Here is a 22,370-nt window from a genome sequence, read left to right as displayed (position 1 = left end):
GGACGCCCCAAAGTGCCTCGCGAAGTGGGGGACGGCGAACGGCCGCCCCCCGGGGGGAGCGGCCGTCGTCGTGCTGGTCGGATCAGGCGGTCGTGCTCCGACGGCGTGCCGCGACCAGCGCGGCGCCCAGGAGCAGGAGGCCGAGGGCCGCCAGCGCCGCGGAGGTCGCGCCGTCGGCGCCCGTGGCCGCCAGCGTGCCCGTCGAGGACGTGCACTCGACATCGCCACCGAGCGGGAACGTGAAGGACACGGGGTCCATCGCGGTGCCCGCCTGGTAGAAGCCGCCGAACGCCTCGGCGCCGGCCGCCGTCAGCGTGGCCGGGGCGCCGCTCCAGGCGATCGCGCCGTTGCTCGTGGACGAGGCGGGGAGGGCGAGGGTCGCGATGACCACGCCGTTCTTCGCGACGTCGGGGGCGTTGAGGCCCTTGGACGTGATGTCCGCGACGAGCGTGGCCGCACCGCTGCCGGTCACCTGGACCCGCGGGTTGCTGATCTTCAGGTCGAGCTGACCGCCGTGCCCCGCGAAGGACAGCGTGCCGGAGTAGGAGACCCGGCCCTTCCCGTCGGCCTCGTTGAAGGCGCCGCTGCCGCCGCCCCACACGAACGCGCCGCCCGACTGGCTCACGCCGGAGGTCGAGATGCTGCCGTTCGCGATCGGGCCGGTGACGTAGGTGCGGAAGCTGGCCTTGACGCCCCAGCTCAGGGTGCCGCCCCCGACGCCCTGCGCGACGCAGGTCTCGCCGGCGGCGGGCGTGCCGGAGCCGGAGCCGGAGCCGGAGCCGCCCGTGCCCGAACCGCCCGTGCCGCTGCCGTTACCGGTTCCGTTGCCCGCGCCACCGCCGGTGCCGATCGGCGTGAGGATCGGGCCGGCGCCCGTGCCTCCGCCGTCGACGCCGGGCGTGGTGGGCGGCGCGCAGTCGACGCTCGCGCCCAGGGGGAGGGAGAACGTCACGGCGTCGAGCGCCGTGCCGGCCGGGTAGAACCCGGCGAAGTTCTCGGCGCCGGCGAGCGTGAGGACGGCCGGTGCACCGGTCGCGGTGATCGACGTCGCACCGATGGTGGCACCCGAGAGGTCGAGCGCGGCGAACGGCACCGCCGCGGTCTCGGTCACGACGCCGGAGGTCAGCGCCCTGCTGGAGACGTCCACGAGGAGCGTCCCGGCGGTCGCCGAGACGATCTGCACGCGCGGGTTGCTCAGGGTCAGGGCGAGCTGGCCGGAGTGCCCGGCGAACGCGACCTGGCCGGTGAACGCGGCCTCGCCCGCGAGCTGGTCGGGCGAGAACGTGCCCGCGCCGCCGCTCCAGGCGAACTGACCGCCGCCGGCGGTGACCCCGGCGTCCGTGGAGATGGTGCCGCTCGCGATCGGGCCGGTGACGTAGCTGCGGAAGCTCTCCTTCACACCCCAGCTGAACGTGCCGGCCGTGATCGCCTGGCACTGCGCGCCCGGCGTCGGGACGACCGGATCGGTGCCGGGCGGGGTGACGGCGGCCGCGAGGACGTCGAACGTCTGCGCGTCCGAGGCACCGGAGGCGCCCGTCAGCGTCACGGTGTGCGTCCCGGTGGTGAAGTCCGTCGGGACGGCCCACGTGAACGCGACGGTGCCGGCCGCGTCGGCGGTCCGGCTCCCGAGGTCGACGGGGTCGGAGGTGACGACGCCGGAGACGACCTCGCCCGCGCCGAAGCCGGTGCCGGTGAAGGTGACGGTCGAACCCTGGCGGATCTCGCCGCTCGGGACCGAGACGACCGGGGCCGGCTCGGGCTCGGGCTCCGGCTCGGGGGTGACGACCGGTGCCTCGACCGTGATCGGCGCGAAGGCGTCCAGCGTGCGGTCCGTGAAGGCGAGGCCGTGGGCCGCCGACGTCGCGACCTGGTAGCTCTTCGTCGGGTCCAGGGTGCCGGCCGGCACCGTGACGGTGGTGGTGAAGCCGCCGTCGACGATCTGGGTCCCTCGGACCCAGCCCTGGGTCAGCCAGCCGGCGCTCGGGAGGGGGCCGTCGCCGGACCAGACCGAGGTCTCACCGACCAGGACGTAGGCGCCGTTGACGGCGCCGGGGCCGACGTAGCCGGTGCCCGTGACCGTCAGGACGTTCTCGACGGCGGGGTCGAGGTCGCCGGCCGGGCTGATCGTGATCGCCGGGTCGGCGACCGGCTCGGCCGGACGCTCGCCCCGGTAGTCCACGACCGCCGACAGCTCCTGGGAGGCGTTGGTCACGCCGCCCGCGCCGTAGGTGTAGACGCCGAAGACGGCGTCCGCGGGGGCGGCGGGGGTGGCGGTGGGGGCGGTGACGGCCAGGGTGGCGGTGAACTCGCCGTCGTCGCTGATGTCGACCCACTGGCCGCGGATGGCGGCCTGGAAGTTGGCCGGGACCTGGTTCAGGATGGACTCGGCCAGCGCCCACTTCTGGGAGATGACCTTGCGTGAGGCGCCGGTCGCGCCGGCGGACGGCTTCCACGTCGGCGCGAAGGCGCCCAGGACCACGTAGCTGCCCTGCGGCAGGGTGGCGGGGATGGGGGCGCCGCGGCCGCCGACGTTGCCGGCGGGGTCGAAGCCGGAGCCCTTCACCACGAGGGAGTCGCCGTCGTAGACGGCCTGGCCGGTGTACGGCGTCGTGCCGTCGGCGAGGAAGACCTCGATCTCGGGCGTGAAGACGGGCGTGACGACGACGGCGGAGACCACCACGGTCACGTCGGCGGACGTCGACGCGGCGTGCGTCGGGCCGGCCGGTGCGAACTCGGCGCGCAGCGTCCGCGTGCCGACGGCGAGGCCCGAGGTCGACGTCGTCGCGCGACCCGCGGCGACCTCACCGGTGCCGAGGACGGTCGAGCCCTCGAGGAACGTGACGGTGCCGGCCGCGTCGGCCGGGTCGACCGTGGCGGTCAGGGTCACGCTCGCGCCGGCGGTGACGGTGCTCGGGGAGGCCTGGAGCGCCGTCGTCGTGCTGATCGGTGCGGCGGCCTCGACGACCTGGGTCAGCGTCGAGGAGGTGGAGGCGAGGTGGGAGTCGTCGGCGGGGGCGAATGCGGCCGTGACGGCGTGGTTGCCCGCGCTCAGCGCGTTCGTCGCGAGCGTGGCGGTGCCGCCGGAGACCGGGGAGGTGCCGAGCGTCGTCGCACCGTCGGTGAACGTCACGGTGCCCGTGGCGGCCGCGGGGGAGACGGTCGCGGTCAGCGTGACCTCCTGGCCGAGGGTGCTCGGGTTGGCCGACGACGTCAGTGAGGTGCTCGTGGCCGTCGCGGGGACCGTGTACGGCAGCGTGAGGTCCAGCGGGTCGAGGACCGTGCCGGCCTCGTAGAAGCCCGCGAAGGCGGCGGCGCCGTCGGCGGTCAGGGTCGCTCCGGCGCCGGTGAAGGTGAGGGTCTGGCCGTCGTTGGTCGGCGCGGGGACGGCGAGGGTCGCGAAGGCGACGCCCGTGCGGTCGGAGACGGTGCCGTCCAGCGCCTTGGAGGAGGAGTCCACGTACAGCGTGCCCGCCGTGCCGTCGACGACGACGCGCGGGTTGGTCAGGCGCACGTCGAGCTGGCCGCCGTGGCCGGAGAACAGGACGCCGCCGGTGAAGCGAGCGTCGGCGTCGGTGGAGGCGCTGTCCGCCGTGCCGGTGCCCGAGCTCCAGGTGAACGGGCCGGTGCCCGAGGCGTTGCCGGTCGTCGTCACCGAACCCTGGGCGATGGGGCTCGTGATGTAGCTGCGGAAGCTCTGCTTCACGCCCCAGGTGAGGGTGGCGCCGGAGACCTCGGCCGTGACGGCGGCGGCGGGCAGCGCGCCGCCGACCAGCGCGACGGCGGCCACCAGGGCCGCGGCGAGCACGCTCGCGAGGGTTCGGCGCCGCGGTGCGGCGAGGGATGGGTCAGTGGACACGGGCGTCAGCCTCCGACGTGCGACAGGGGTGATCAGGGGGAAGGCCCGCCTCCGAATTCGGTCACGGGTGCCTCACTTATATCGCATTGAGGCTTGCCTTACCTAATGTAGGGTGCCCTGTGTGCCTCATCCCGTCCGCCTGACCGGCGCTCACGTCGTCCTGCCCACGATCGGCGTCCTTGCAGCGTTCGTGCTCGGTGCCTGCGCGGGCGCCACGAGCGGTGCGACCTCCGACGTCGCCCCCGGGGCCCGGCTCGCCGACGTGAGCGAGCAGGTGCTCGCCGACCCCCACGACCACGTCGGCCCGGCCACGGCCGCCGTCGTGGACGCCGCCGTCGACCCGATCCAGCAGGACCCGCAGCCGCAGCTGCCCGCGACCGTCACCGACGCGCAGGGCACCGAGGTCGAGGTCACCGACGTCAGCCGCATCCTCGCCCTGGACATCTACGGCACGACGGCGCGCACCGTCGCCGAGCTCGGCCTCGCCGACAACCTCGTGGGACGCGACACCTCCTCGACGTTCCCCGAGGTCGCCGACCTCCCGCTCGTGACGGCGAACGGGCACGAGCTCAGCGCCGAGGCGATCCTCGCCCTCGACCCGAGCGTGATCCTCACCGACAGCTCGCTGGGGCCGTGGGACGTGGTCCTGCAGATGCGGGAGTCGGGCATCCCGGTCGTCGTCCTCGACTCGGGCCGCAGCCTCGAGACCACGGGTGAGCTCATCCAGGACGTCGCCGACGCCCTCGGGGTGAGCGAGGCCGGCCGGCTGCTGGCCGAGCGCACCGACGCCGAGATCGCCGCCATCACCGACGAGATCGCCGCCGTCGCCCCCGAGGGCGAGGACCGGCTGCGCATCGCGTTCCTGTACGTGCGCGGGGGCTCCGGCATCTACTACCTGTTCGGCGGCGAGTCCGGCACCGGGGCGCTCATCGACGCGCTCGGCGGCCGCGACATCGCGACCGATATCGGGTGGACGGGGATGCGGCCGGTCACGGACGAGGGGCTCATCTCGATGCAGCCCGACCTGCTCCTCGTGATGACCAAGGGGCTCGAGTCCGCCGGCGGCGTCGACGGTCTGCTCGAGGCCCAGCCCGCGATCGCCCAGACCCCCGCCGGGGAGAACCGGCGCATCGTGGACATGTCCGACTCCCAGATCCTCAGCTTCGGTCCGATGACCGCGGACGTCCTGGAGGCGCTCGCCGTCGCGATCTACGCGCCCGACGCCGCGGCCCCCGCCGCGTCCGGGACGGCGTCGTGAGCCTGCCCGCGCGGACGTCGAACGGCCGGGTCGCGCTGCTCATCGGCGGGCTGGCGGTCGCCGTCGTGGTGCTCGTGGTCGTCTCGGCGGGCGTGGGCCAGCTGCGCATCCCGCCTCTCGAGGTGCTGTCCTCGGTGCTGCGCAAGGTCGGCATCGAGACGGGCCTGCCCGTGACGCACCCGAACGGCGAGAGCGCCCTGTGGACCGTGAGGTTCCCGCGCGTGACCCTCGGCCTCCTGGTCGGCGCGGGCCTCGCCGTCGGCGGCGTGCTCATGCAGGGCGTGTTCGGGAACCCCCTGGCGGAACCCGGTGTGGTCGGCGTCTCCTCGGGCGCCGCGGCCGGCGCGTGCCTCGTGATCGTGCTCGGCTGGACGGCGATGGGGGAGTGGGGCGTGGCCCTGGCCGCGTTCGTCGGCGGCCTGCTCGCCACCGTCCTGGCCTACCTCACCGCGCGCCAGAACGGCCGCACCGAGGTGGTCACCCTCGTGCTGACCGGGGTGGCGGTCAACGCCGTCGCCGGCGCCGTGATCGCGTTCATGACGTTCCTCGGCGACACCCAGGCGCGCGAGGAGATCGTGTTCTGGCAGCTCGGGTCCCTGAACGGCACGCGGTGGGTGCAGGTCGGCGTCGCCGCGCCGCTCATCCTCGTCGGGATCGCGGGAGCCGCGCTCGTGGCCCGGCGGCTCGACCTGCTCGCCCTCGGGGAGCGGTCGGCGCGCCACGTCGGCGTCGACGTCGAGCGGCTCCGCATCGGCGTGATCGTGCTGGTGGCGGTCACGACCAGCGCCGCGGTCGCGTTCGCCGGGATCATCGCGTTCGTCGGTCTCGTGGTGCCGCACGTCATCCGGATGCTCGTCGGTCCCGCGCACCGCGTGCTCGTCCCGGCCTCGGTGCTGGGCGGCGCGGTCGTGCTGCTCGCCGCCGACCTCGTGGCCCGCACGGTGGTCCCGTACGCCGACCTGCCGATCGGCATGCTGACGGCGATCGTCGGCGGTCCGTTCTTCTTCTGGCTGCTGCGCCGCACGCGCCGCGGGGCGGGGGGCTGGTCGTGACGGCGCCCCTCGCGGCCGCCTCCCACGCGGACGCACCCCTGATGGCGGCCCGCGCCGTCCGCGTGGTGCTCGGCGGCTCCCTCATCCTCGACGACGTCTCCCTGGACGTCCGTGCGGGCGAGCTCGTGGCCCTCGTGGGCCCGAACGGGGCCGGCAAGTCGACCCTGCTGTCGGTCCTGGCCGGCGATCTCGATCCCGTGGCCGGCGGCGTGGAGGTGCTGGGGGACGCGCTGGCGCGCACCCCGGTGCGTGAGCTGGCCCGCGTCCGCGCCGTGCAGGTCCAGGAGTCCCAGCTCAGCTTCGCGTTCACCGCCGTGGAGGTGGTGGCGATGGGGCGCGCACCCTGGCGGGGAACGGCGGCCGAGGAGGACGACGATGCCGTCGTGACCGACGCGATGGAGCGCGCCGACGTCGCGCCCCTGGCCGGACGCCGGTTCCCCTCGCTCTCGGGCGGGGAGAAGGCGCGCACCTCGTTCGCGCGCGCGATCGCGCAGCGCACGCGGGTGCTGCTGCTCGACGAGCCGACGGCCGCGCTCGACATCCGCCACCAGGAGGCGCTGCTGGTCGAGGTGAGCCGCCTCGTCGAGGAGGGCGCCGCCGTCGTCGTGGTGCTGCACGACCTGAGCCTGGTCGGCGCGTTCGCCGACCGCGTCGTGCTGCTGCGCGAGGGGCGGATCCGGGCCGAGGGGCCGCCGCACGACGTGCTGACGTCGGCGCTGCTGACCGAGGTCTACGAGCACCCCGTCGACGTCATCCACCACCCCGACTACCCGGGGCCGGTGGTGCTGCCCGTGCGGGCGCCCCGCCGTCGTCCCGCGACCGGCGTCCACGACGCCGTTCCCTCCCCCGTGAGCCCCATCCCGACCGACCAGGAGACGTCGCCATGATCACCGCCACCCCGCCCCGCACCCGGACCGCCACGCTCCTGGCGGGTGCGGGCGCCCTCGCGCTGGCGGCCCTCGGCCTCGCGGCCGGAGGGGGCGCCGCCGTCGCGGCGCCCGCGCCCCAGAACGGCCCGACGGGCGCGAGCGTCGCGGTCGTCGGCCCCTCGGGCGGGGCCGCGGCGTCGCCCGACGGCGAGACGACGCTCTCGCTCTCGGGCTCGGGCTTCCAGTCGATCGACGGCGGGTTCGGCGGGATCTACGTGCTGTTCGGATGGGTCGCCGACGGTGCGTGGCAGCCGAGCGCGGGCGGCGCCTTCGGTGTCGGCTACGCCTACCAGCCCGACGCCCAGGCCGCCGAGAACTCCGGCTACCAGAAGTTCGTGACGTTCCCCGGGTCCACCACCGCCTCGGAGGCGAACGGGTCGGAGCTCGCGCTCGACGGCACGTGGGCCACGGAGCTCGTGATCCCCGGGCCCGTGCTCTCGGTGACCGACGCCGCAGGGGCCAACCCGCGCGACATCGACTGCCGCGTGGAGACGTGCGGCGTCATCACGTTCGGTGCGCACGGCGTGGTCAACGCCAACAACGAGACGTTCACGCCGATCTCGTTCGCACCGGTGGCGGAGGCTGTGGCTCCGGTGGAGACGGCGGTGCCCGAGCCGGCGCCCACGGAGACCCCTGAGCCGTCCGAGACCGAGGAGCCGGTCGCGGCGGAGCCGTCGACCACCGCGGCGGTCGAGGCCGCCGAGGAGGAGTCGGTGGGGTCGGCCGAGGCGGACGCCGGCGGCGGAGGTTCGTCGGCCGCTCCGTGGGCCGTGGCGGGCTCCGCCGCCGCGGCCGGGATCGGGGCTGCGACGGCGGCGATCGTGGCGGCGCGGCGTCGTCGCGCCTCGGACCCGGACCCGGCCCCGCCGATCGAGGTCTGAGACACCCCTTGACCGTCGATGGCAGGTAAGGCTTTCCTTATCTCGTAGGTCGTGACAGACTGTCATGACAATCTGTCATATCAAGGAAGCGGCACCCCATGACCGAGACCCTCGCGCCCGTCGCGCCCGTCCTCCCGTCGGAGTCCCCGCTGACCGCTCCGCTCTCGGAGCAGCTCCGGACCGCCACGCGCCCGCAGCACGAGCACGCGGAGACCCGCGGTTTCGTCACGCAGCTCATGGGCGGATCGCTCGGCAGGGCCGCCTACGTCGACCTCGCCACGCAGCACCACGCCATCTACACCGCGCTCGAGGCGACCGGGGTGCGGTTGGCCCACGACGCCGTCGCCGGCCCGTTCGTGATGGCTGCGCTCCTGCGCGTGCCGAGCCTCGAGGCCGACCTCGAGCTGCTGCGCGGGCCCGGCTGGCGTGCGCGCGCCGTCCTCCTCCCGGCCACGGCGGCCTACGTCGAGCGGCTCGCGAGCATCACGCGCGCCGAGGAGTTCCTCGCGCACCACTACACGCGCTACCTCGGGGACCTCTCCGGCGGCCAGATCATCGCGCGCCTGCTGCAGCGGCACTACGGCATGACGCCGGAGGAGCTGACGTTCTACGCGTTCGAGGAGATCCCCAAGCCCAAGCCGTTCAAGGACTCCTACCGCGCGCTGCTCGACGCCGCACCGCTCACGCCCGCGGGGATCGACGCCGTCGTGGCGGAGGCCAAGGTCGCCTTCGACCTCAACGCCACCCTCTTCACGGACCTGGCCCCGCTCCACCCGGCCGCTGCCTGAGGCCCCGCACACCCGGCCGCTGCCTGAGGCCCCGCACACCCGGCCGAGAACGTCCTGGCTCGCGTTCTGATCACTCGGAACGCGGGCCAGGACGTTCTCGGCGGGGGTGGTGGGGACGAACCTCAGGTCAGGGCGGGCTCGCGCTCGCGGAGGAACGCCGGGCGGCGCGCGTCGTCCGGCCCCCACAGGGTGGTGCTCACCTCGGCGCGGACCAGCGGGACGACCTCCTGCGCGAACTTCCGCAGGACGTCCTGCTGCTCCGCGTGCTCCAGGGCCGGGTTCAGCGAGATCGACTGGACGTCGTGCCCGAAGGTCGCGTGGTAGTCCAGGATCTTCTCCGCCACGCGCTCGCTCGAGCCCACGAGCGCCGGTCCGCGCTCCACCGCCTCGTCGAGCGTGCGGAACGACGTGCCCTTGCCGAGCGCATCCCGGTGCCCGCGCGCGTCGGACTGCGCGACCTGTCCCTCGTACAGCGGGCGGTAGGCCGCCACGGCCTCCTCGGTGGTCCGCCCGAGGAACAGCCCGCCGGACCCCGAGCCGACGTAGGCGTACGCCGGATCGTGACCGTGGCGCGCGTACTCCTGCCGGTAGCGGTCCAGGTGGACCAGGTAGTTCTCGCGCGGTTGCAGCGCGTTCGCCGTGAAGACCGGGTCGCCCCAGCGTGCGGCGAGCTCGACCGCCACCGACGACGTCGCGCTCCCGTGCCAGATCCGGAACGGGCCGTCGTAGGGGCGCGGGAGCGTGGTGACGCCGTCCAGCGGCGCGCGGAACTCGCCCGACCACGTGACGTCCTCCTCGCCCAGCAGCCGGCGCAGCAGCTCGTAGTTCTCCACGAGGTAGTCGTACTGGCGCGCCAGGTCCTTGCCGAACAGCGGGTACTGCGCGACCTCGTTGCCCTTGCCGATCGTGATCTCCAGCCGCCCCCTGCTCAGCTGGTCGATCGTCGCGAGGTCCTCCGCCACCCGGACGGGGTCGAGCAGCGACAGGACCGTCACGCCGGTGTTGAGGAGGATGCTCGAGGTCGCCTGCGCGATCGCGCCGAGGATCACGGTCGGCGAGGAGGAGAGCACCGGCCCCGCGTGCCGCTCGCCCACGGAGTACGCGTCGAGGCCGAGCTCCTCCGCCAGCACCGCGTTCTCCACCACGCGCTCGAGGCGGACGTCGGCCGGCAGGGTCTCACCCGTGACGGGGTTCGGCGGGTTGAAGACGATGTCGAGGACCTGGAACTTCACGGCGGGACTCCTTCGGGGGCGAGCTGACCGGTGTGCCGGTCAGCGGGACTCGTGCAGCAGGGCGCCGAGGTGGTCGGCGATCGCGCCGGGACCGCTGCGCGGTGCCACCGCCTCGACCTCGGCGTTGTAGTTGGTGTTCGTGTTGACGTCGTAGGTCAGGACCCGACCGTCCTCGGCCTGCAGGAACTCGATGCCGGCGATCTCGATGCCGAGGTCGGCGAGCACGGTGCGGTAGCGCCCCACCAGGTCGACCTCCCAGGGCGCCGACCCGAAGTCCTCGCGCAGCGAGAACAGCGACGTCCCTGGCTCGGGCGGCAGGCTCGCGCCGGGCGGCAGCAGCGGCCGCCCCGTCTCGGGGTCGAGCGCGCACGCGTCGGCGGGGCAGAGCTGGAAGCCGCCGTGCACCGTGTCGGCGCGCACCGCGTAGACCAGCTCACCGCCCACGAGCTCCACGCGCGTGATCGAGCCGTCGGCCGGTGCCGCGTACTCCTGGAGCAGGACGACGCCGTCGACCGGCTCCTCGAGGCCGCCGTCGGTCAGGACCGCGGCCAGCTCGTCGGCGCTCGAGTAGCGCGCCACGCCCAGCCCCTTGCCGCCCTGGTTGTGCTTCGTGAGGAAGTCAGCGCCGCCGATCGTGGCCTGGAAGGTGCGCGCGGCGTCCAGCAGGTGCGCGGTCCCGACCACCACGCGCGTGCGGGGCACGTCGATCCCGCGGCGGCGCAGCGCGCTGAGCTGCACCACCTTGCTGACCTCGGCCTCCAGGGCGGAGCGCCCGTTGACCACGCGGCGACCGCCGGCGTCGGCCCACGCCAGCACCGCGCGCGTGCGCTCCTTGGAGAAGTGGTGGCCGCGCGTGTGGGACGACGCGGAGAACCGCGACCAGAACACTCCGGGGGGCGGCTCCTCGTCGAGGTCGAGCGTGCCGCCGTCGGTCAGCAGCCACTCGCGGTGGGGCAGGCCGCGCGCCTCGAACGCCGCGGCGAAGGGTCCGAACCACGCGGGGTTCTCGTGGACGGCATGGATCACGGGGGCGGTGGACGCGGCGTCGGACTGCTCGGGGTGGTTGCTCATCCGGCAAAGTACCCCTCGACGTCCTCGACCCCGCCACCGGCCTCGAAGTCGGCCACGACGGCGGCGCGCAGGTCGGCGTCGTGCAGCCAGTCCAGGGCCGTGAGCGCGAGGCCCGCGGCGCCGTCGAGCACCGCGAGGTCGCCGCTCGTGGAGGCCGCCAGCGCCTCGAACTCGCGCGTGTGCAGCGCCGCGTCGCCCACGGCGATCATCGGGTGGATGCTCGGCACGCGTGCGCTGACGTTCCCGAAGTCGGTCGACCCGGCGAGGATCTCCGGCACCACGCCGCCGGCGAGCGGCAGCCGGCCCTGCGCCTGCTGGTGCAGCGACCAGCGCCGCACGAGCGCGTCGTTCGTGCGCAGCGGGAGCGTGGCGGGCTGCGGGTCCCACGCCAGCTCGACGTCGGTCCCGGTCGCCAGGGCGACGCCGCGCGCGACGTCCTCCAGCCGGCGCGAGAGGTCGAGCAGCGTGTCGGCGCGGGCCGAGCGCACGTAGTACTCCACCTGCGCCCGCTCCGGCACGATCGAGGGCCGCTGCCCGCCCTCGCGGACCACGCCGTGCACGCGGTCGCTCGGCGGCAGGTGCTGCCGCAGGAACGCGACGGCCTGGTAGTTCAGCGCGACGGCGTCGAGCGCGTTGCGACCCATGAACGGTTGCACCGCGGCGTGCGCGGCCACGCCGCGATAGGTCGCCACGAGCTGGCGGCGCCCCAGGAAGGGGTGGTCGACGACGTCGTGCGAGAACGGGTGCACCATGATCGCCGCGTCCAGGCCGGCCAGCACGCCCTCGCGGGCGAGCAGCTCCTTGCCGCTGCCGCCCTCCTCGGCGGGCGTGCCCAGGAGGACGACCTCGCCGGGCAGGTCCTCGGGGTTCTCGGCGAGCGCGAGGAACGCGCCGACGGCGGCCGCCGCGATGATCTGGTGGCCGCACGCGTGGCCGATGACGGGCAGCGCGTCGTACTCCGCCAGCACCGCGATGGTGCCGGTGCCGCCGTCCCGCGGTGCGCGACCGGCGCGGGCGCGCACGGCCGTCGGGAGACCGCCGACGCCGACCTCCACCTCGTGACCGTGGTGGCGCAGGAGATCGGCGACGGCGGCGGCCGACCCGGTCTCGGCGAACGCCTCCTCGGCCAGGTCGTGCACGGTCGCGGCCAGCGCCAGCAGATCCGGTCCGTGCGCGTCGAGCGCGGCGCGCACGTCCGCGATCGCCGTCGACGGAGCGCCCGCGTGCGGGGACGTCAACGGTGCGAACGTGGCCGAGAGGCGGCGGGTGCGCTCGTCCAGCGCGTCGAGGTAGGCGCGGCTCGGGGCGGGGGCCGACGTCATCGGGCGGCGACGGGTTCGCGGGCTGCCGGCGGCACGATCTGCTCGGCGGCGAGGTCGGCGCCGGCGCTCGAGACGTCGGCGCCCTCGTCGTCGCTCGCCGGCGTCCCCCACGCCCGCGCGAGGAGGCGGAAGGACTCCAGGCGCGCCTCGGCGTCGTGCGCGATGGTGGTGACGATGACCTCGTCCGCCCCCGTCGCGGCGACGAGGCGTTCGAGCCCGTCCACGACGCGACGCGGGTCGCCCACGAACCGGGTGCGCACGCGATCGGCGACCAGGGCACGCTCGCGCTCGTCGAGCGCGGGTTCCGGATGCTCGGGCGCGGGGTAGGGGATGGCGCCGGTGGCCGAGCGGATCCCGAGCACCCAGCGCGCGAAGCCGCGCGCGAGGGTCTCGGCGCGGGCGTCGGTCGCGGCGACCAGGACGTCGGCGGAGACGGCGACCCACGGCTCGGCGAGCACACCGGGACGGAACGCCTCGCGGTAGGCCGCAACGGTCTCCAGCACGCCGGACGGACTGACGTGGTAGTTCGCGGCGAGCGGCAGGCCGAGCGCGCCCGCGGCGCGAGCGCTCTCACCGGGGCTGCTCGCGAGCGCCCACAGCTGCAGGTCGGCCCCGGCCGCGACGCCGCTGGCCACGACGTCGGGCGCGTTCGTCCCGTCGGGGACCGGGTGGCCCTCGCCCAGCAGCTCGAGCGCGAGCGTGAGCTCGGTCAGGTAGTCCGGGATCTCCCGGCGGGTGCCGATGACGTCGATCCGCCGCACGAAGCGCGTGAGGAAGGCCGGGTCGGTGAAGGTGAAGGGCGGCGGTGCCGGGACGAGGAGGCCGTCCACGACGCGATCCTCGACGGGGGCGGGGGCGGGGGCGGGCGCCGGTGCCGCGGGGGCACGCGTCCCCTCCGAGCCGCGCGCGGCGGGCGGCGGGACGTTCGCCCGTCCCAGGCCGAGGTCGATCCGCCCCGGGTGCAGCTGGGCGATGGTCGCGAACTGCTCCACGGCGAGCCCGGGCGAGCTGTGGCCGAGCAGCACGGCGCCCGACCCGAGCCGGATCCGCTCCGTGCGCTCGGCGGCCAGCGCCGTCAGCACGGCGGGCGAGGTGGACACCACGCCGGGGTTGAGGTGGTGCTCGGCGAACCACAGCCGGAGGTAGCCGGCCCGCTCGGCCACGGCGACGAGCTCGAGGGACTCGGCCAGGGCGTCGGCGGCGGTCCGGCCCTCGGCCACGGGGCTGAGCTCGAGCACCGAGAGCGGGACGCGAGCAGCGGCGCCGAGCGCGCTCACGAGCGCACCACCGCGGGCGTCCGCAGTGCATCGCCGTAGCGCTCGACCCAGGCCGCGAGCACCTCCTGGTGCTCGCCGACCAGGCGCTGCGGGAGCGCCAGCACGGGGGCCGGCAGGTGCGCGCCGATCTCGAGCAGCACCGGCCGCAGGTGGATCTCCCCCGCGTGCAGGTGACCGTCCTTGCCCGCGATGACGAGCGCCGCCGTCGGGACGCCCCCGAGCTCGCCCTTGGACCAGGTGTCGAGGAACGCCTTGAGCAGGCCCGTGTACGCACCCTTGTAGACCGGGGTCGCGACGACGAGCAGGTCGGCGCCGCGCACGACCTCGCGCGCCGCCGTCGTGCGAGGACCACCGATCAGGACCTCGTCGGCGATGTCGGCGAGCTCGACGGCGGTCACGGACGTGTCGCCTCCGGCGCCCCCGACCCCGTCGACCCCGGCGAGCGCCGTGGCCAGCTCCAGCGCGACCGCGCTCGTGCGCGAACCCGCGCGCGGGTTCCCGGACAGCACGACGACGCTCATGCGCCGACCGCCGCCGCGTCGAGACGTGCGTCGGGTCGCGCGCCCTGCTGCCGGCCGCGCCGCGTCAGCGGTTCCCGCAGCCCCAGGTGCTCGCGCAGCGTCGTGCCCTCGTAGGCCGTGCGGTACGCGCCGCGCTCCTGGAGCGCGGGCACGAGCAGGTCGACGACGTCGTCCAAACCGTCCGGCACGAGCCACGGCGAGATGTTGAACCCGTCCACGGCGCCGCTGCGGACGAACTCCACCAGCGTGTCGGCGACGGCGTCCGGCGTCCCGACGAAGCCCTGGCGGCGGTCGGCCGCGATCACCGCCTCGCGGATCGACAGACCACGCTCGTCGGCGCGGGCGCGGAGGTTGCGCGCGAGCGTGATCGCATCGCTCCGTCCGGCGCCCGACCCCCGCGTGCTGGAGAGCTCGGGCACGTCGGGGTCGTGGTCGGGGAGCGGGCCGTCGGCGTCGAGGTGGCTGAGGTCCTCGCCCCAGATGTGGCTGATGACCGACAGCGCGGTGGCGTGCGAGATCTGCTCGTGCACGAGCCACTGCGCCTTCTCGCGCGCCTCGGCCTCGGTCGCGCCCAGCACGAAGGAGGTGCCCGGGAAGATCTTGACGTCGTCGGCGGGGCGGCCGGCGGCCACGGTCCGACGGCGGATGTCGCGCGCGAACGCGAGCGCGTCGTCCAGGTCGCTGCCGTGCGCGGAGAAGATCACGTCGGCGTTCTCGGCCGCGAACGTCCGGCCGGTGGGGGAGTCGCCGGCCTGGAAGATGACCGGGTGGCCCTGGCGGCTGCGCGGGACGGTCGGGGTGACGTGGCTGCTGAGGGTGCGGCCGTCGACGGCGACCGGGGCGATGCCGCCCGGCCGCGCCCACGCGTCCCCGGCCGCGTCGGCGGCGGGGGCGACGGCGTCGTCCGCGAAGGAGTCCCACACGGCGCGGGCCGCGGTGAGGAAGTCCGCCGCGCGGTGGTAGCGGTCGGCGTGGTCGAGGTGGCCGCCGCGCCGGAAGTTCGCGCCCGTCCAGGCGTTGTCGGTGGTGACGACGTTCCACGCGGCGCGGCCGCCGGAGAGCACGTCGAGGCTCGCGAGCCGGCGGGCCAGGTCGGCGGGGTCGTTGTACGTCGTGTTCTGCGTGGCGACCAGACCGATGTGTCGCGTCACGGCCGCGAGCGCGGCCAGCTGCGTGACGGCGTCAGGGCGGCCGACGACGTCGAGGTCGTGCAGGCGCCCGTTGGTCTCGCGCAGCCGCAGGCCCTCGCCGAGGAAGAACGCGTCGAACAGCCCGCGCTCCGCCGTCTCGATCAGCCGGCGGAACGAGAGGAAGTCGGTCTGGGAACCCGCGCGGGGGTCCGACCAGACGGTGTGGTGGTTGACGCCCTGGAAGAAGATCCCGAAGTGGACCTGGGCCGTGGGGCGGAGGGGCGGGTTGGTGCGGTCGGCGCTCATGCGGCGTCCTTCCGGGTGAAGACGGAGGCGGGGCGGGGGAGGTCGAGGGTGTCGCGCAGGGTGTCCCCGGCGCGCGGGAGGCGCACGAGACCGGCGGCCACGAGGCGCGGCAGCACCGACCGGGTCAGGACCGGCAGGTCGGCGCTCAGGACGGCGGGGTGCAGGCGCACGCCGTCGACCGCGTCGGTCAGCTGCTCCAGCAGCGCGAGCAGGCCCGGGGCGGAGCCGATGAACCGCAGCGCGTCGCTGGCGGCCCACGAGGCGTGGGCGTCCAGCGCGGCGAGGCGCTCGCCGGTGGCGACGTCGGCGTCGAGGAGGACCTCGATCTCGGCGAGCACGCGCGTGGCACCGGCGGCGCGGGCGGCCTGCGCGCGGGCGACGACGGCGGCCACGTCGGCGCCGCCCACGAGCGTGACGTCAGCGGCGGCCGGGTCGAGCACCGTGTCGGGCGCGACGACGACCAGCTGGCCCTGCGGCGGTCTCGGCGTGATGCTCGCCCCGGTGATCGAGAAGGTCGGCGTCGAGACCTCGACGTCGTGGACGCGGTCGCGGTCGATGTACCGACCCGTGCTGACGTCCTTGATCACGGCGTCGTCCTCCCACGAGTCCCACAGCCGGCGCACCGCGGCGACGACGTCCGCCACCTCGCGGCGACGGTCGACGGCGGACTCGGGGACCACGCGGTCGACGGCGTCGGCCAGGTGGGGCTGGTCGGCGTCACCCACGACCCAGGCGCCGCGACCGAGCGAGGCGATGTCGAGCGAGGCGAGCTGCGCGGCGAGGTGGAACGGCTCGACGCCCCGCGGGTCGACCCGCGGGGCGAGACCGACGCGGGCCGTCAGCGGGGCGAGGAAGGCGGACCGCACGACGGCGTCGAGCCGACCGGCGACGCTCCCCGGCGACGCGGTGGCCTGGGTCGTGGTCAGGGCGTCGTCGAACGTGACGAAGGCGAATCCGCCGTTCTCCGCCGCGAGCGCGGTGCGCCGCAGGACGGCCGGGTCGAACACCGCGCCCGGCCTCTCGGCGCTGGCGCGCCAGGCGGCCGGGTGGGAGCCGTGGCCGTCGAGCTCGACGGCGACGACGAGGGGTCGCTGGGACATCGGGAACCTCCGGGGGGGCTGTGACGGGTCGGTCGTACGACCGACCCGGGGGATTGATCGGACGCTAACCAGGCGCTGACGCGGGGCTGGGGGCCTTCTGATCCGTCTCACCAGGTGGTCGCGGGATCGTTCGATCCGCGGCCGTAGCGGCGCCGTCGCGGATCGTCGTCCCAACCGGCGAGACGTTCGCGGTGGTCGTCGGCGGCCACCCTCGCCGTCCGTAGCGTCACCGCCCAATCCCCCTCTCGCCGTCGCGGCAGCGTGGTTCGTCGCGGCCCGAGGCCCCCACCCGGAAGGAGAACGACGTGCTCCGACTCGTGCTCGCCCGACTCGGCACCGCCGCCGTCGTGCTGCTCGCGGCCGTCACGGTGACGTTCCTGGCCGTCTACGCCGCACCAGGTCAGACGGTCGACCTGATCCTCGGCGAGGACCGCGAGAACGCCCAGCTGCGCGCGGAGATCGTGGCGCTGTGGGGGTTGGACCGTCCCCTCCTGGCGCAGTACGCCCTCTACCTCGGGGGCCTCTTGCGGGGGGACCTCGGCACCTCCTACCTGCTGCGCCTGCCCGTTTCCGACGTGATCGGCGAGCAGCTCGGCGCCACCGTCGCGCTGACGTTCACCGCGTTCGCGATCGCCGTGGTGCTGGCGGTGACGCTGGCGCTGCTCACCTCGGGTCGGGCCGGCGTCGTGCGTCGTCTCGCCTCCGGCCTGGAGCTGGTGCTCCTGGCGATCCCCGCGTTCTGGATCGGGATCGTGCTGCTCGCGGTGCTCTCCTTCCAGCTCGGCTGGTTCCCGGTCTCGGGCGGCAGCGGCTGGCGGTCGTCGGCGCTGCCCGCGCTCGCGCTCGCCCTGCCGATCACGGGGCTGCTCTCGCAGGTGCTGCGCGAGGGTCTCGACCGGGCCGGCGCCGAGCCGTTCGCGCTCACCGCCCGTTCCCGCGGGGTCTCCCCGATCGCGGTGCGGACCCGGCACGGGCTGCGGCACGCGAGCCTTCCGGGGCTGCAGATCGCCGGGATCGTGGTCGGGTCCCTGCTCGGCGGCACCGTGATCGTCGAGCAGGTCTTCGGCCGGCCCGGCCTGGGCGGGATCACGGTCGACGCCGTCTACGGCAAGGACCTCCCCGTGGTCCTCGGCGTCGCGCTCGTGGCCGCGGCCACGTTCGTCGCGGTGTCCACGATCGTCGACCTGCTCGCGCTCCTGATCGACCCGCGGCTGCGCAGCGGCGCCGCCCGCCGGACCGTGCCGGGGACGCCCGCCGTCGCCCCCGGCCTCGCGGCCGACCCCCTCCTCGCCCCCTCCCTGCACCCCGAGCCCGCCGGCTCCCTGACCCGAGGCGGTACCCGATGACCACCCTCGTCCGCGCCCACGGCGCACCCCGCAGCCACGACTCCGACGCCGCCGCCGGCACCGAGGAGGTGACCGAGGCGACCGCCGCCGGTCGCCCCTCGGCGGGCGCCCGCCGCCGTCGCCCTCGCGTCCCGGTGCTGGGCTGGGGCGGCCTCGTGGCCGCGCTGGTGCTCGCCGTCGTCCTCGTCGCGGCGCTCGCCCCGACGGCGCTGATCCGCCTCGACCCGCTCGCCGCCGACCCGCTGGCGGCCCTGGCGCCGCCGAGCGCCCAGCACCTCGCCGGCACGGACTCGCTGGGGCGCGACGTGCTCGCCCGCATCGTCCACGGCGCGCGCTACTCGCTCGTCATCGGGGTCGCCGCGACGGCGCTCGCGGCCGTCGGCGGCATCCTCCTCGGCCTGCTGGCGGGCAGCGGCAACCGCGTGCTCGACACCGTGGTTGCCCGCGCGGTCGACGTGCTCGCCTCCTTCCCCGAGATCCTGCTCGCGCTGGTCCTGATCGCGTTCACCGGCCCCGGGCTCGGCAACCTCGTTCTCGCGATCGGCGTCGCCGGCATCCCGCGGTTCGCCCGCGTGGTGCGCTCGCAGACGCAGCTCGTGCGGACGTCCGGCTACGTCGAGCAGGCCAGGACGTTCGGGCTGGGCGGCGCGCGGCTCGCCCTGCGCCACGTGCTGCCGAACGCGCTCGGCGTCGTCCCGGTGCTCGCCACCATCGGTCTCGGGAGCGCGATCATCGGCGCGGCCGGCCTCAGCTTCCTCGGCCTCGGACCGCAGCCGCCCGCGCCGGAGTGGGGCGCGATGCTCGCCGAGAACCGCAACTACCTGCGCGTGGCCTGGTGGGGCGCGGTGTTCCCGGGCGTCGCCGTCGTGATCACCGTGGTGTCCGCCACCGTGCTCGGACGCGCGTTCCAGCGCCACCTCGAGCGGAGCGCCGCATGAGCGCGCGCACGACCGCGACGACGGAGCCCCTGGTCACGGTGCGCGGCCTGACCGTGACGTTCGACGGCGCGGCGCGACCCGCCGTCGACGGCCTCGACCTGATGATCCACCGCGGCGAGATCGTCGCGATCGTGGGGGAGTCGGGGTCGGGGAAGTCGGTCACGGCGCGCACCCTCGTCGGGCTCGCGGGCGACGCCGCCCACGTGCAGGCGGAGGAGCTGACGATCGACGGTGCCGACGCCCGTCGCCTGTCCGACCGCGGCTGGCGCCGCATCCGCGGCACGTCCGTCGGCCTGGTGCTGCAGGACGCGCTCGTCAGCCTCGACCCGCTGCGCCGGGTCGGGGCCGAGGTCGGCGAGTCCCTGCGTCGCACCCTGCCGGGGCTGCTGGCGCGCGGCCGACGGCGGGCCCGCGCGATCGAGCTGCTCGCCCAGGTCGGCATCCCCGACCCCGCCGACCGCGTCGACTCCTACCCGCACGAGCTCTCGGGGGGGCTGCGCCAGCGCGCGCTCATCGCCTCCGCGCTCGCGTCGCAGCCGGCGCTGCTCGTGGCCGACGAGCCCACCACCGCGCTCGACGTCACCGTGCAGGCCCAGATCCTCGAGCTGCTCGCGCAGCTGCGGTCCGACGGCACGGCGCTGCTGCTGATCTCGCACGACCTCGCCGTCGTGGCCGCCGTGGCCAGCCGGATCCTCGTGATGCGCGACGGCCGCGTGCTCGAGCACGGCCCCGTCGAGCAGGTGCTCGGCGACCCGCAGCACGACTACACCCGCCGGCTGCTGGCGGCCGTACCGTCCGCCGCCTCGCGCGGCGTCCGCCTCAGCAGCACCGAGGCGACGCCGACGGCGGAGCGCACGCCCGGTGAGCGCGTCGTCCTGGCCGGTCGCGACCTGGTGCGGACCTACCCCACGCCGGGTGGCGGCACGCGCCACGCGCTGGCCGGGGTCGACGTCGAGCTGCGCGAGGGCGAGGTGCTCGGCGTCGTGGGGGAGTCCGGATCGGGCAAGTCGACTCTGGCGCGCGTGCTGCTCGGGCTCGTGCCGGCCGACTCCGGCGAGGTGACCCGCCCCGAGGGGCGCCTGGACGTCCAGCTCGTCGCGCAGGACCCGCTGTCCTCGTTCGACCCGCGCTACACCGTGGCGGAGGTCGTCGCCGAACCGCTCCGCTCGGTCGGAGGGACCTCGCGCGCCGGTCGGCGCGAACGCGTGGCCGAGCTGCTCGCGGCCGTCGGGCTCGACGCGGCGTTCGCCACCCGGCACCCCCGCACCCTGTCGGGCGGTCAGCGGCAGCGCGTCGCGATCGCCCGCGCACTCGCCGCCGACCCCGCCGTGATCGTGGCCGACGAGCCCGTCTCCGCGCTCGACGTCAGCATCCAGGCGCAGGTCCTGGACCTGCTGCTCGACCTCGCCGCGTCCCGCGGTCTCGCGATCCTGTTCATCTCCCACGACCTGGGCGTGGTCCACCACCTCGCCGACCGGATCGTGGTGATGAAGGACGGCGAGGTCGTGGAGCACGGCGACGTCGAGCAGGTCTTCCACCATCCGAGCCACCCCTACACGCAGCGCCTCCTGCAGGCGCTGCCCGACCTGCGCGAACGCGCCGCCGTCTGACGTCCTGCCCCCCTTTGTCGTTCCCGCCCCTGTCCCCTTGCCCCTCCCACCCCGACCGCCCCGAGGAGAACCATGTCCCGCCCCATCCCACGCCGACGGCGCGCCGCCGTCCCCGCCGTGCTCGCCGTCGTCGCGCTCGGTCTCTCCGCCTGCGGTTCGGGCGACTCCGTCGGTTCGGCCGGTTCGGCCGGTGACGACGCCTCGACACAGGCCGACGCCGGCACCCCGGTCGCCGGCGGCGACCTCACCTGGGCGCTGGAGACCGAGCCGCTGACGCTGAACGCTCAGGCGAACAGCCAGAACAAGGCCAAGGTGCTGCTGCGCAACGTGTTCGACTCCTACCTCTACAAGAACGCCGACGGCTCCTACGACCCGTGGCTCGCGGAGTCGTTCACCTACGACGACGCCGAGACCCGGCTGACCCTCGTCCTGCGCGAGGGGGTCACGTTCTCCGACGGCGACGCGCTCGACTCGGCCGCGGTGCTCGCGAACATCGCGCAGCTGCAGGTCGAGGGCTACTCGGGCCAGGCGGCCTTCTCGCTGCGCAACGTCACCGACGTCCAGGCGCCCGACGATCGCACGGTGGTCTTCACGCTGAGCCAGCCCGACGCGTTCCTGCTCGACTTCCTCGCCTCGCTCAACGGCGCCCCGATCTCCCCGACGTCGATCACCTCCGCCGCCAACCTGGCCGCCGGGGGGACCGACGTGGCCGGCACCGGTCCGTTCGTGCTCGAGTCGTACACGGCCGGGCAGGACGTCGTCCTGACGCAGCGTCCGGACTACGACTGGGCCCCCGAGGCCGCGGAGCACGACGCGGCCGCGCACCTCGACTCCGTCACCTTCCGCTTCCTCGGCGAGGCGTCGACGCGCACCGGTGCCCTGACCTCGGGCCAGGTCGACGCGATCGACGGCGTCCAGTCCATCGACGTTCCCCTGTTCGACGACAGCCCCGACTTCACCTATGACCGCGTGCAGAACAACGGGCTCGCCTACGGCTACTACTTCAACGTCTCGCAGCCCCCGTTCGACGACGTCCGCGTGCGGCAGGCCTTCATCAAGGGCGTCGACCTCGACGCCGTGCTCCAGGGCGTGCACCACGGCGAGGTCGACCGCGCGTGGTCGCCGGTCAGCCCGGTCTCGCCGTTCATCGACGAGAGCATCGCCCCGGCCTTCGAGACCGACGTCGACGCGGCGAACGACCTGCTCGACGAGGCCGGCTGGACCGAGCGCGACGCCGACGGGTTCCGCACGAAGGACGGCGCACGTCTGACCGTCCAGGACTACGCCGCCTCGCCGTACCTGCGCGACAACCGCGAGCTGCTCGGCCAGGCCATCGCCGCCAGCCTCAAGGAGAACGTGGGGATCGACTTCCAGTTCCTCCCGGTCGACGTCGGTACCGCGACCGAGAAGGCGGACTCGAACGACTACCAGGTGTTCGACAACTCGCGCGGCGACGCCGACTCGGGCCAGCCGCTGATCTACCTCTACACCCAGGGCGGTCAGATCGACCGCGGCCACTTCGACGACGCCGCGCTCGACGACCTGCTGCTCCGGGCCGCCGCGACGAACGACGTCGCCGCGCGCACCGACCTGTACGCCCAGGCTCAGCAGCACATCGCCGAGAACGCCTACTCCCTGCCGGTCTACGTGCCGCAGGACAACGTCGCGGCCAGCGCCGGGGTGCACGGGATCACCCTGGACGAGGCCGGCGGGGTCCTCTGGAGCGCGTACGACGTCTGGAAGGATCGATGAG

17 protein-coding genes are annotated in these 22,370 nt (G+C 74.8%); 9 read left to right on the top strand and 8 right to left on the bottom strand.

Annotated features, from left to right (window positions below):
• Window positions 1–82 precede the first annotated feature (82 nt).
• Window positions 83–3,856: an HtaA domain-containing protein gene (locus SERN_RS04780; protein ID WP_135848901.1), complete on the bottom strand. Its 3,774-nt coding sequence runs from the start codon at window positions 3,854–3,856 to the stop codon at window positions 83–85.
• Between the two features lie 121 nt (window positions 3,857–3,977).
• Between SERN_RS04780 and SERN_RS04775 the strand changes: the two genes are divergently transcribed.
• The 5 genes from SERN_RS04775 to SERN_RS04755 all read left to right on the top strand — a co-directional run bounded on the left by SERN_RS04775 (window position 3,978) and on the right by SERN_RS04755 (window position 8,764).
• Complete coding sequence (locus SERN_RS04775) at window positions 3,978–5,114, top strand: heme/hemin ABC transporter substrate-binding protein (RefSeq protein ID WP_233251459.1); 1,137 nt, start codon at window positions 3,978–3,980, stop codon at window positions 5,112–5,114.
• Window positions 5,111–6,166, top strand: coding sequence for a FecCD family ABC transporter permease (locus tag SERN_RS04770; RefSeq protein WP_135848900.1), 1,056 nt, complete (start codon window positions 5,111–5,113; stop codon window positions 6,164–6,166). Before SERN_RS04775 ends, SERN_RS04770 begins: the two co-directional genes overlap by 4 nt.
• The gene (locus tag SERN_RS04765) at window positions 6,163–7,053 is read left to right on the top strand and encodes a heme ABC transporter ATP-binding protein (protein WP_332888456.1); all 891 of its coding nucleotides are present in this window, start codon (window positions 6,163–6,165) and stop codon (window positions 7,051–7,053) included. Before SERN_RS04770 ends, SERN_RS04765 begins: the two co-directional genes overlap by 4 nt.
• A complete protein-coding gene (locus SERN_RS04760) occupies window positions 7,050–7,976 on the top strand; it encodes a hypothetical protein (protein ID WP_135848899.1) in 927 nt (308 codons plus the stop codon). Before SERN_RS04765 ends, SERN_RS04760 begins: the two co-directional genes overlap by 4 nt.
• 98 nt (window positions 7,977–8,074) lie before the next feature.
• On the top strand, window positions 8,075–8,764 hold the full coding sequence (locus SERN_RS04755; RefSeq protein WP_135848898.1) for a biliverdin-producing heme oxygenase: 690 nt from the start codon (window positions 8,075–8,077) through the stop codon (window positions 8,762–8,764).
• A 122-nt stretch (window positions 8,765–8,886) separates the two neighbouring features.
• Here SERN_RS04755 and SERN_RS04750 read toward each other — a convergent pair whose 3' ends face one another.
• From SERN_RS04750 to SERN_RS04720, 7 genes are read right to left on the bottom strand one after another with little or no spacing between them, the layout of a single operon-like run.
• Window positions 8,887–9,996: an LLM class flavin-dependent oxidoreductase gene (locus SERN_RS04750; protein ID WP_135848897.1), complete on the bottom strand. Its 1,110-nt coding sequence runs from the start codon at window positions 9,994–9,996 to the stop codon at window positions 8,887–8,889.
• Between the two features lie 39 nt (window positions 9,997–10,035).
• A complete protein-coding gene (locus tag SERN_RS04745) occupies window positions 10,036–11,067 on the bottom strand; it encodes an ATP-grasp domain-containing protein (RefSeq protein WP_135848896.1) in 1,032 nt (343 codons plus the stop codon).
• The gene (locus SERN_RS04740; protein WP_135848895.1) at window positions 11,064–12,389 is read right to left on the bottom strand and encodes an amidohydrolase; all 1,326 of its coding nucleotides are present in this window, start codon (window positions 12,387–12,389) and stop codon (window positions 11,064–11,066) included. Before SERN_RS04740 ends, SERN_RS04745 begins: the two co-directional genes overlap by 4 nt.
• Complete coding sequence (locus SERN_RS04735) at window positions 12,386–13,666, bottom strand: LLM class flavin-dependent oxidoreductase (RefSeq protein WP_199241494.1); 1,281 nt, start codon at window positions 13,664–13,666, stop codon at window positions 12,386–12,388. Before SERN_RS04735 ends, SERN_RS04740 begins: the two co-directional genes overlap by 4 nt.
• Complete coding sequence (locus SERN_RS04730) at window positions 13,663–14,187, bottom strand: NADPH-dependent FMN reductase (protein WP_135848894.1); 525 nt, start codon at window positions 14,185–14,187, stop codon at window positions 13,663–13,665. Before SERN_RS04730 ends, SERN_RS04735 begins: the two co-directional genes overlap by 4 nt.
• Entirely contained in the window at window positions 14,184–15,623 is a 1,440-nt protein-coding gene (locus SERN_RS04725) for an NtaA/DmoA family FMN-dependent monooxygenase (protein WP_135848893.1), read from the bottom strand. Before SERN_RS04725 ends, SERN_RS04730 begins: the two co-directional genes overlap by 4 nt.
• Window positions 15,620–16,723 (bottom strand): LLM class flavin-dependent oxidoreductase, encoded by a 1,104-nt coding sequence (locus SERN_RS04720; RefSeq protein WP_135848892.1) that lies wholly within the window; start codon window positions 16,721–16,723, stop codon window positions 15,620–15,622. The genes SERN_RS04725 and SERN_RS04720 overlap by 4 nt, the downstream gene beginning before the upstream one ends.
• A 305-nt stretch (window positions 16,724–17,028) precedes the next feature.
• Here SERN_RS04720 and SERN_RS04715 point away from each other — a divergent pair, with 305 nt between their 5' ends.
• The 4 genes from SERN_RS04715 to SERN_RS04700 all read left to right on the top strand — a co-directional run bounded on the left by SERN_RS04715 (window position 17,029) and on the right by SERN_RS04700 (window position 22,369).
• Window positions 17,029–18,069 (top strand): ABC transporter permease, encoded by a 1,041-nt coding sequence (locus SERN_RS04715; protein ID WP_199241493.1) that lies wholly within the window; start codon window positions 17,029–17,031, stop codon window positions 18,067–18,069.
• Window positions 18,066–19,007, top strand: coding sequence for an ABC transporter permease (locus tag SERN_RS04710; RefSeq protein WP_135848891.1), 942 nt, complete (start codon window positions 18,066–18,068; stop codon window positions 19,005–19,007). The genes SERN_RS04715 and SERN_RS04710 overlap by 4 nt, the downstream gene beginning before the upstream one ends.
• A complete protein-coding gene (locus tag SERN_RS04705; RefSeq protein ID WP_135848890.1) occupies window positions 19,004–20,617 on the top strand; it encodes a dipeptide ABC transporter ATP-binding protein in 1,614 nt (537 codons plus the stop codon). The genes SERN_RS04710 and SERN_RS04705 overlap by 4 nt, the downstream gene beginning before the upstream one ends.
• A 72-nt stretch (window positions 20,618–20,689) precedes the next feature.
• A complete protein-coding gene (locus SERN_RS04700; protein WP_135848889.1) occupies window positions 20,690–22,369 on the top strand; it encodes an ABC transporter substrate-binding protein in 1,680 nt (559 codons plus the stop codon).
• Window position 22,370: the final 1 nt, after the last annotated feature.

Source organism: Serinibacter arcticus (assembly GCF_004786095.1).
Lineage (GTDB): Bacteria > Actinomycetota > Actinomycetes > Actinomycetales > Beutenbergiaceae > Litorihabitans > Litorihabitans arcticus.
This window is presented reverse-complemented; position numbering and strand designations above follow the sequence as displayed.

Excerpts from the sequence above, each read along its gene's own strand:
- SERN_RS04760 (WP_135848899.1), top strand. The coding sequence starts at position 7,050 with ATGATCACCGCCACCCCGCCCCGCACCCGGACCGCCACGCTCCTGGCG.
- SERN_RS04755 (WP_135848898.1), top strand. The coding sequence starts at position 8,075 with ATGACCGAGACCCTCGCGCCCGTCGCGCCCGTCCTCCCGTCGGAGTCC.
- SERN_RS04745 (WP_135848896.1), bottom strand. The coding sequence starts at position 11,067 with ATGAGCAACCACCCCGAGCAGTCCGACGCCGCGTCCACCGCCCCCGTG.
- SERN_RS04740 (WP_135848895.1), bottom strand. The coding sequence starts at position 12,389 with ATGACGTCGGCCCCCGCCCCGAGCCGCGCCTACCTCGACGCGCTGGAC.
- SERN_RS04730 (WP_135848894.1), bottom strand. The coding sequence starts at position 14,187 with ATGAGCGTCGTCGTGCTGTCCGGGAACCCGCGCGCGGGTTCGCGCACG.
- SERN_RS04725 (WP_135848893.1), bottom strand. The coding sequence starts at position 15,623 with ATGAGCGCCGACCGCACCAACCCGCCCCTCCGCCCCACGGCCCAGGTC.
- SERN_RS04720 (WP_135848892.1), bottom strand. The coding sequence starts at position 16,723 with ATGTCCCAGCGACCCCTCGTCGTCGCCGTCGAGCTCGACGGCCACGGC.
- SERN_RS04710 (WP_135848891.1), top strand. The coding sequence starts at position 18,066 with ATGACCACCCTCGTCCGCGCCCACGGCGCACCCCGCAGCCACGACTCC.
- SERN_RS04705 (WP_135848890.1), top strand. The coding sequence starts at position 19,004 with ATGAGCGCGCGCACGACCGCGACGACGGAGCCCCTGGTCACGGTGCGC.
- SERN_RS04700 (WP_135848889.1), top strand. The coding sequence starts at position 20,690 with ATGTCCCGCCCCATCCCACGCCGACGGCGCGCCGCCGTCCCCGCCGTG.